We start from the raw sequence: 9412 nt of genomic DNA, 5'->3' as shown, positions 1-9412 counted from the left end.
TTAAGCGGGTATTTTGCGTTCAACTCTATTCCCTAGAAGAACGCCTGGATGCCGGTCTGCGCCCGGCCCAGGATCAAAGCGTGGACGTCATGCGTGCCCTCGTAGGTGTTGACCGTTTCCAGGTTCTGAGAATGGCGCATGACGTGGAACATTTCGCGGCAGGACTTGGAGCGGCGCCTCCCCACGCCTTCCTGTCGACCGGTTTCGCCGCAAGTCAACGTTTCAGAGGTGCCAATCGATCGACTCTCTTGGGAAGATAGACTTCACATCAAGTACTGGTGCTCCCGACCTTGCCAGCGCTCGAATGCCATCGATACCCAAAGTCTTGAACTGGCTGTGTCCAACAGCAACAATCGCGGCACTGTAATCCGCAATGGACGGCAGCTCACGCAGGCATGCAAGCCCTTACTCGTGTCTCGCCTCTTCGATATCGATCCAGGGATCATAGACGTTGACGGCGATGCCATAGTCCTCCAGTCCTCGAACGATATCCCCCACCTTGGTGTTGTAAACGTTGGGGCAATCTTCCTTGAAAGTCAGGCCGAGTCCAATAACCTTGCCGTTCGTAACTGGCAGCTTTCTCTGCAGCATCAGCTTGAGGGCATTGCCTGCCACGAATGCCCCGATGCTGTCATTGAGGCGGCCTGCCAGAATGACTTCAGGATGGTAGCCAACCTCCTGCGCCTTGTGGGCGAGGTAATAAGGATCGACGCCGATGCCGGTGACCGCCGACGAGGCCAGGCCTCAAGGGCAGAAAATTCCATTTGGTACCGGATGCTTCGAGTACCTCCATCGTATCGATATCGATAAGGTGGAAGGTAAGGCTCAATTCGTTTATCAGTGCGATATTGACGTTACGCTGGGTGTTCTGACGTGGCTTTCCGACGATGCGATCACGTTGATTCCGGTTCGGGTGCAGACACGGATCTGTTCCATACCCGATACACCGAACGGCATGGCAAGCTCGTGGCCATGCTCGCCACGCGTCTGCTGAAAGACAAAGGGGCCAGGGAGTTTGCCGAAGCGGCCAAGCTGCTGCTGGCGGATCCGGACATAGGACCCGGCTGGGTGCGCGTCGTCCTGGTGGGTTCGCCGGATCCGGAAGATGTGACTTCGCTGGCGACCGAGACGCTCGATAGTTGGCAGTCTGAGTGCATCGTTGAATTGTGGGGATCCCGCAGCGACATGGCTGAGGCGATTGGCGACGCAGATATCGTCGTTCTTCCTTCCTACAGGAAAGGCATGCCGAAGATCCTGCTGGAAGCCGCAGCCTGCGGGAAGGCAATCGTTACCTCGGACGTACCTGGTTACCGCCATGCGATCCTTCCGGGCCATCCGGATCTGCTGGTCAAGGTGCGCGACAGCGCTTCGCTAGCCGAAGGAATCAAACGGCTGCTGGTCGATGAGGACACCCACAACATGATGGGTGGGGAAGGCAGGAAGTTAGCTTTGGAACGCTTCGGGATCCAACCCGTGGCGGAAACGCATCTCGCTCTTTACGCCAAGCTGATCGTAAACGGGCAATCTGGCGAAAGCCTCTTAGGGGGCGTTGCTGTCTCAAGAATAAGGTCTGGCCGATAGGAATTGGGAATGACAATTCCCAATTCCTACAAACAAAAAGCACATCGCCGGATAATTGAAAACGGTGTTTGCGCAGACGCATATTATGTTTGCCGACAAGCTGTCCAAAACGTGCGAACCGGAGTTTATTAGAAAAATCACCGACAAAGCATTGAATTACGGCGCTTCTCCGAAGGTCCGTCGAAAGGGATAGACTGTGCGGGCCTGGCTTGAGCGCTTTTATGCAAGGTGGGACGTAAGCTGAAGTGTATGGGCTTTGCCAGTTTAATCGCCTATCTGCGCCATTGCGCCCAGCGAATTGGCGAACAAAAATTAGAAAGGCTTCCCTGAGTATATCAGCGTGATCCGACAAGTCCGAAGGAGCGAGTTTTTACTGTTCGCTCTGCCGTGTCGATGCCACGCAAGCACGTCGACCGCACAAACAATACTTTAGGAGGCATTGCTTCGTATCGTGTCGGTCGACTGCCAATGGAGAATCACCGACAATCTCGTTTTGCAGACACTAGACCTAAAAGGGAAGAAGGCTTATCGGCTAGGGAGTCGACAGTCAGAGTCTCCGATTGAAGGCGGCGGGATTGTGGGCTGCCCCTTGGACAAGAAGACTGCAGGGCGCAAGCACTCCATAGTTGTCGACATGCTCGGCTTGGTGGTCTGGGTCGTCTTGTCCAAATTACTGTCAATGAGAACCCTGAAAGCGTAGCGGCTCTTAAACCATTCTCCTACGCTGGCCTTGGCTTCGGCATATCTTCGCGCCGACGGGCGACAATAAAATTTGGGCGCACGCAGCGAAAGGTCGGTCTTTTGCGCTGAAAACATTAAAGCGAGTAGACGAGGAAACGGCTTCGAAGTTCTGTCGTGTCGCGGAGTTTTGGAGCTAGCATTCACCCATTCTGGTAGATGCCGGCGGCTGGCCAACGATCAATCGTTTCCGCTGAAGCCTGGATGCTTGGTGCGTGCATCCGAACTCCCGCACGAAAGCTTGTAAGACACTATCTCTATTAAGATCTTTTTGATCCGGTCTCTGCGACCAAGGGGGGCACTTCCGAAGATCGTCCTTGAAAAGGGAAATGCAACGACCTATTGACCATTCCGAGTTTAGATCAAGGAGCTGTTTTTTTGACGTTGCTTGACGGCGTGCCCTTCCGGCCTTTAGCGCGTGAGCTTAGGTATGCCTCTGTAATGCTTTTTCGCTTCTAAATTTCCGATCGACAACGTAATCAGGCGAGCAGTGATGATGGATTTTCCTCAGCGACCCGTGGCTGGTATTGGCAAAAGCATGTCGCTATCTCTCTCCAGCCCGCTTCGCCGGTTCACGCTCGCTTGCTTCTTTAAGGCTTGCGACGGAGCCCACTGATGTTTGATAAATCCACACAGCTTATACTTGCGTTTCCGCGGCCGGCGAAACGGGTGATCGCGCTGCTATTTGATGCTTGTCTGTGCATCCTGACCGTGTGGATCGCATTCTGCTTTCGTTTCAACGATTGGTACGCGCTCTCGGGTGTCCAATTCTTGACGATCCCGATATCGCTGGTCATCGCGTTGCCATTGTTCATTACGTTCGGACTTTATCGGGCGATCTTCCGCTTCATGGGCTGGGCCGCCTTTTCGACGATCATCAAGTGCGTGCTGATCTACGGTCTCGTCTATATGGTCATCTTCACCATCATAAGCGTGCCGACCGTACCACGCACGGTTGGAATATTGCAGCCGATGCTGCTGTTGCTCACCGTCGGTCTATCGCGCTTTGTGGCGCGCTATTTCCTCTACGACGCCTATAGCGAAATCCTCAGTGAGGCCGCGCCGATCCGCACTCTGGTCTATGGCGCCGGCTCGCAGGGGCGGCAGCTCGTGAGCGCTTTGGGACATTCCGCCGAGTTCAAGGTCGTCGGCTTCCTTGATGATGATAAGGGCCTGAAGGGCATGTCGCTCAATGGCGTGAAGATCTACAGCCCCGATAAGATCGAGAAGGTGTGCGGGGATCTCGAAGTCAAGACGGTTCTTCTCGCTCTTCCACAAATCGATCGCAGCCGGCGCAACGAAATCATCGAGCGCCTACGCTCGGCGAAGGTCGCCGTGCGGACGGTTCCCGATATCAGCGCGCTGGCAACCGGTCAGGCACAGTTGACGGATCTTCAAGACCTGGATGTCGAGGACCTTCTGGGGCGCACGGCCGTCAAACCGAATACCGGATTGCTGGAACATAACGTTCGCGATCGGATCGTCCTAGTCACGGGCGCCGCCGGCTCCATCGGCAGTCAGTTGTGTCGCGAGATTGCAAGGCTGAGTCCCAAGGCGCTCCTGCTTTTGGATCAGAACGAGTTCGGCATCTACTCTCTTCAGGGTGAATTGGCCGGCGAGGATGTGGAGCCGTCATTTCCGATTGTTCCTCTACTTGCCGATGTTTGCGACGAGCATCGCATCAATACGATCATCCAGACCTGGAAGCCTGCCACGGTCTATCATGCTGCAGCCTACAAGCATGTGCCGCTGGTGGAGCAGAACCCCGCCGAAGGCGTGAAGACAAATGTCTTTGGAACGCTGACAGTGTCGAAGGCCGCCCTGGCAGCCGGCGTCGAGCGCATGATCCTGGTCAGCACGGACAAAGCCGTCAGGCCGACCAATGTCATGGGCGCGACGAAGCGGTTGGCCGAAATGATTCTGCAGGCGCTCGCCGAGGAGCGCGGGCCCACGACCTTCTCCATGGTACGCTTCGGCAACGTGCTGGGATCGTCCGGTTCCGTCGTGCCGCTCTTCCGACAACAGATCAGCCGGGGTGGACCGATCACACTGACGCACGAGGAGATCACGCGCTTTTTCATGACTGTGCCGGAAGCCGCACAGCTTGTTATCCAGGCGGGCGCGATGGCAACCGGCGGCGATGTCTACCTGCTCGATATGGGCGAGCCGGTCAAGATCATCGATCTTGCGCGTCGCATGGTTGAGCTGTCCGGCCTGACCGTCCAGGACGGGCAAAACCCGGGCGGCGACATTAGCATCGTGACGACAGGCTTGCGACCGGGTGAGAAATTGTACGAAGAGCTGCTGATCAACGACAATCCGGAGGCTACGGACCACCTCAAGATCTGGCGTGCGCGCGAACAATTCCTTAACTGGTCGCTACTGTCGGGCAAACTTGAGACACTCTCGCAATTCGCGCAGGATGGTGACGCCAGGCGACTGAAGACGGCACTGAGCGATTTGGTGCCGGGATATAGTCCTATGGACCGTGTAGTTGATCTCGTCGCACTCCGGCAGGAGGTTTCTCAATGACGTTTTCCAACTCGCAAGAAGGTAGATGCCGGAGGCTGAGATGTTTCTCGTAACCGGCTCCTCTGGCTTCGTCGGTCGGGGGCTTTTGCGCACTTTGCAGCAACGCGCGCTTCCGTTTCGTGGCACGAGCAGAAGCGCAGGTCTCGTGTCTGTTGGCGACATTCACGGCGAGACCGACTGGTCTGCCGCCCTGGAAGGTATTGATGTCATCATCCATCTAGCGGCCGTTAATCAAAACGTTGTCGAAGGCTCGCCAGCGGTTCTCGCCGAGTATCGATCGGTGAATGTTGAGGGGACCATTAATCTTGCGCGTCAGGCAGCGGCTGCCGGTGTCAGAAGGTTTGTCTTTCTCAGCTCGATCAAGGCGAACGGCGAGGAGACGGCCAGGGGCAAACCCTTCACGGCTGCGGGTAACCCTGCTCCGCAAAGTGATTACGGCCGAACCAAGCTTGAAGCCGAACAGAGGCTCATCCCCCTTAACAACAGCACGAAAATGGAAATCGCCGTCATTCGATCTCCCTTGGTCTACGGCCCCGGTATGCGCGGAAGCTTCCAGGCACTTGTGCGGCTGGTGCAACGCGGCTTGCCGCTACCCTTCGCTTCAATCGATAACCGCCGCTCGATGGTGTATCTTGAGAACTTGACCGATCTGATCGTGGCCACAGCAACCCATCCGGATGCTGCAGGCCGGACGTTCATGGTTGCCGACCGGAAGAGCCCATCTACGCCCGAACTGGTGCGCATGATTGCGGCGGCAACCGGCTCGTCGACCTCGCTGCTGCCGTTTCCGCCGGCACTGTTGGAGCTCGTGGGGAGCGCTACGGGAAAACGCGAACTGGTCCATCGTCTTACGCGCTCGCTAGAGGTCGACATCTCCGAAACCAACCGCCGCCTTGGCTGGACACCGCCATTTGAGATGGGCGACGCGCTGTCACGAACGCTTGACCTCGCACAATATGTCGAGGAGTGATATGACAAGCAAGTTCAACCAACGGATCAAGAGGGCATTTGATTTTTGTGCGGCGGCGGGCGGCTTGGTCGTTCTGTCCCCCGTTCTGCTTGTGCTCACTGTCGCGGTCCGGCACTCATCGCCCGGCGGCGCGTTCTTTCGTCAACAGAGAGTGGGACGAGGCGAGGTTCCATTTACGTGCCTGAAGTTCAGGACGATGGCGGCAGGCACACCAAACGTAGGTTCTCATGATGCCGCAGAAGCCTGGATCACGCCAATCGGCAAGACGCTCCGTGCCTACAAGCTCGATGAGTTGCCGCAGCTCGTTAACGTGCTTAAAGGTGAAATGAGCCTTGTAGGCCCGCGGCCCTGCCTGCCGAGCCAGTCTGATGTCATCGCGGCGCGCAGAGCCAGGGGTGTATTTGCTGTTCGCCCGGGCATCACTGGTCTGGCGCAAATCGCGGGCATTGACATGTCGACCCCGGAAAAACTCGCGGTCGCCGATGCCGAGTATGTTGAGACCGCCAGCCTCTGGCACGACATCGCCATGATTCTAGGCTCGGTAATCGGCAAGGGAAAGGGTGATGCCGCGCTAAAGTAAGCATCGAAACAGAAATCGAAAGCTTAAACTGGACCGCATAACCCATCAGGTCGCCATTCCAGAAGCGTCTGTGTTCTCGAAAGATCAGTATCGTATTTTTATTGGTAAGGACGCCATGGGCAGGGCGAGATGAGAAATTCCGCTCCGTAAATAGCAGCGACAGGATGTGTTGGCGGCCGGCTTGTCTTCGAGCATCGAGATCGAGCTAGCGGTTTCTGATGCCGGATGAGATTTCGACCGTCAATATGTACTTTCGGTTGCTGCCCGGGTTTTGAAAACAATGCTTGCCACACTGCGGCGATGCAGCTTATTTGCATCGCAACCGATGCTGGACAATGCAGTTCCGGCTCCTGAATATTGGCATGTGAGGCGGCTATGTTTTCCAAGGTGCGGGCAGTTCTGGACGATGGGTTCATCGTCGGTTTGGTGTTCGCGCTTTTCCTTGCCGGCAAGATAGTGCCTTATTTGGTTGTCGTCGGCGTCGTGCCGATTGCGATCTTCTGGAACAAATCTGATTACGCAAGCTCGCGCAGCGCAATCCTGCGCTTTGCGTTGCCAACCGCAGGTTATTTTGCTTTCTGCCTTCTGCTTTTAGTCTTCTATCAAGGTCTTCAAGCCGGCGAGAAGCCGCCGCGTAACCCAGATTTGGAACTCTATGCGATCGCAATTGCTATGCTCGCGATTGGCTTTCTGCGCGGCCTGCAGATCAAGAATTTGTATGGTCGCTTTCATGTTGTCGCTCCTTGGTCGCTTGTCGCTGCCTTCGCTGTGCTCAGCGGTTACATGTTTCTCGGCATCCGGGATGACTGCCGCATACGTGCGGAAGCAGCTTGGCCGTTTATTCCTGCGGTTATCTTCACGACTCTGGCCTTCCTGTTGCTGCTTGACTGGGAGGATTCATCGAGACGCGCGCGTTTCCTACGCCTTGCGCTGATCTCGCTCAGCATCGTTGTCGTACTCGGCTACACGGGCTCACGCGGTGTCGCTGTGGCACAGTTTGGAGTGCTTGCAACATTTATGCTGTTGCGCCTGTCACGAAAGTTTCGGGCCGCACTTCCCACAACAACTGAGCTCTTGGCGTCGGCAGCTGTTGGGATGTTGCTCTGCCTGCCAGTCCAAGCCGTAACGGGATGCAATAGTTTTGGGAGGCTTCCAGCCGTTTTCGATATTTTTGGCAACGCTTATGCGATCGATGCGGAAGCGCCGACAAATGGCGCCAAGCCCGGAACCGCAGTTCGGATTGAAACCAGTGAGGGCCAAGGCGTTGCGTTGCGCGCTGAAGCGGAGCGCGCAGCAGCCCAACGGTCTGGTGATCCTTCGATAACGCTGCGTCTGGATATGTGGGCTGTTTCAATAAAAGCTATTCGCGAAGCGCCTTTCTTTGGTCACGGTGCACTGTCACTTCGGTCGATCATTCAAGATCGGTTTGGTTTCGAGCATAACCACAATCAGTATCTGTCGTGGCTGGTGACTGGGGGGATGGTCTTCTTATGTTTTGGCTTGCTGTTCTTATTTACGCCTTATCTGCTCTCCTATGGCCTTCCACCCGTTAACCGAGCAGTTTTGACGTTGTCTGTCACCGGGCTTTGGGGCATAGCGATGGTCTTCGATTCTTTTCTAAGTCTCGATTTCTACCTGCATTATTTCAGTTTGTTGCTCGGCTTCTTGTTCGCTCTGACAAGCGATATGGTCCGAGCAAAACGCCCGCAGAACGAGTGCACCTGATGCCGCAAGATACCGTTTTCTTCGATGTTACAGAAGCTCTGCTGTCTGCTTCGGCTCGGCGCATCCAAAATTATGGCATTGCCCGGACGGTTGTCGAGGTCGGCAAAGAGGCCGCTCCACTTGATGAGAATATCCGCTTCGTTGTTTTTTCTTTCGGCACGCGATGCTTTTACGAAGTGAAATGGCACAGGGCCGACGATGGCACGGTGGTATTTGATTTGCCTGAGAATGTCGGGCAGCGCTGGTTTCGGACATATTACGGCGGAGCGTTTCTGCTGTCGGGCATTGCTCATCTGCTCAATATCTCGATGGCATCAAGGCGCAACAAACGGCTCTGGGAGAAGAACGCAAGTAGCCTTTCGAAGATCGATATCCAGGATGGGTTGTTCGTTTCGGCGGGGCGGCCGAAGTTGATCGTCGACATGATCAAGGCACTGAAGACTGCGGGATCCAAGGCGGCCGTCGTGCCGCTGCTTCATGACTTTATGCCATTGCATAATGGGGCCACAAAGAGGTTCCGTCGTTTCGACCGCAATTTCCTGCGGGACAATCGCTTCGTTATCGAGCGGTCGAAACTGATCCTCGCCAATTCCGAATTCACAAGGGACGAACTGGGACGCTTTGCTGCGGCAAGAATGCTGCCGAAACCGGGGCCGGTCGCGGTCGTCCCGCTGGTTCACCATTGTCCTGATGGTGTCGAGGCTCCGGAAATCAGCCTGCCTGCGGCACCTTACCTGCTTTCCGTGGGGGTTAATCTTGGCCGCAAGAATATCGAGGTGGTGTTTAACGCGCTGCTGCGGATGAAGGAAGCCGGCCGTGAAGTTCCCAATCTTGTTCTTGCCGGCGCTCCCCGGAAGAGACTTAAGCGCTATGCTGAGCAGGCCGCGTTGCGCCCAATTCGCGATCATATCATTTTTGCCAAGAACCCCAATCAGACCGATCTCGTCCGTCTGTATACCAATGCCCTCGCGGTGGTGGTTCCTAGCCGGATAGAAGGCTGGGGGCTGCCTGCCGGTGAAGCACTATGGTGCGGAACGCCGGCGATCTGCTCGACCGCCCCGGTCCTTCGCGAAGTTTGCGGTGACCTGGGTCTCTATTTCGATCCGGATGATCCGGATGCGCTTGCAGCGCTGGTCGATAAGTTGATGCAGGATACATCGTACCGCGAAAGCTTGCGGCAGCAGATAGCGGAGGCCAAGCCCCGGCTGCGCACCTGGAAGACTGTCGCAGGGGAAGTCTTGGCCGCTCTTCGCGCGATAAAGCGTTAGGCTGTTCAAGTTTTGACG

9 protein-coding genes are annotated in these 9412 nt (G+C 56.0%); 6 read left to right on the top strand and 3 right to left on the bottom strand.

Annotated elements, in window-relative coordinates; genetic code table 11:
* Positions 1–32: 32 nt before the first annotated feature.
* From AC1DNK_RS28175 to AC1DNK_RS28165, 3 genes are all read right to left on the bottom strand, one after another.
* Positions 33–185 (bottom strand): hypothetical protein, encoded by a 153-nt coding sequence (locus AC1DNK_RS28175; RefSeq protein WP_477944388.1) that lies wholly within the window; start codon positions 183–185, stop codon positions 33–35.
* 220 nt (positions 186–405) lie between these two features.
* Entirely contained in the window at positions 406–615 is a 210-nt protein-coding gene (locus AC1DNK_RS28170; protein ID WP_477944384.1) for a UDP binding domain-containing protein, read from the bottom strand.
* A gap of 43 nt (positions 616–658) precedes the next feature.
* Positions 659–829, bottom strand: a complete 171-nt coding sequence (locus tag AC1DNK_RS28165) for a hypothetical protein (protein ID WP_477944383.1) — start codon at positions 827–829, stop codon at positions 659–661.
* Between the two features lie 143 nt (positions 830–972).
* On the opposite strand from AC1DNK_RS28165, the gene AC1DNK_RS28160 reads away from it, so the two are divergent.
* The 6 genes from AC1DNK_RS28160 (at position 973) to AC1DNK_RS28135 (ending at position 9394) form a co-directional block, all read left to right on the top strand.
* Complete coding sequence (locus AC1DNK_RS28160; RefSeq protein ID WP_477944387.1) at positions 973–1581, top strand: glycosyltransferase; 609 nt, start codon at positions 973–975, stop codon at positions 1579–1581.
* Positions 1582–2934: 1353 nt separating this feature from the next.
* Complete coding sequence (locus tag AC1DNK_RS28155) at positions 2935–4851, top strand: polysaccharide biosynthesis protein (RefSeq protein WP_477944382.1); 1917 nt, start codon at positions 2935–2937, stop codon at positions 4849–4851.
* 40 nt (positions 4852–4891) lie between these two features.
* Complete coding sequence (locus AC1DNK_RS28150; protein ID WP_477944380.1) at positions 4892–5821, top strand: NAD-dependent epimerase/dehydratase family protein; 930 nt, start codon at positions 4892–4894, stop codon at positions 5819–5821.
* A gap of 1 nt (position 5822) precedes the next feature.
* A complete protein-coding gene (locus AC1DNK_RS28145) occupies positions 5823–6401 on the top strand; it encodes a sugar transferase (RefSeq protein ID WP_477944378.1) in 579 nt (192 codons plus the stop codon).
* Positions 6402–6776: 375 nt separating this feature from the next.
* Positions 6777–8126, top strand: coding sequence for an O-antigen ligase family protein (locus tag AC1DNK_RS28140; protein ID WP_477944376.1), 1350 nt, complete (start codon positions 6777–6779; stop codon positions 8124–8126).
* Positions 8126–9394 carry a glycosyltransferase family 4 protein gene (locus AC1DNK_RS28135; protein ID WP_477944374.1) on the top strand — a complete coding sequence of 423 codons (1269 nt, stop codon included), beginning with the start codon at positions 8126–8128 and terminating at the stop codon, positions 9392–9394. Before AC1DNK_RS28140 ends, AC1DNK_RS28135 begins: the two co-directional genes overlap by 1 nt.
* Positions 9395–9412: the final 18 nt, after the last annotated feature.

It is taken from the genome of Rhizobium sp. 01N424 (assembly GCF_056399485.1).
The sequence above is the reverse complement of the archived record's forward strand: the minus strand, read 5'-3'. Positions and strand labels throughout refer to the sequence as shown.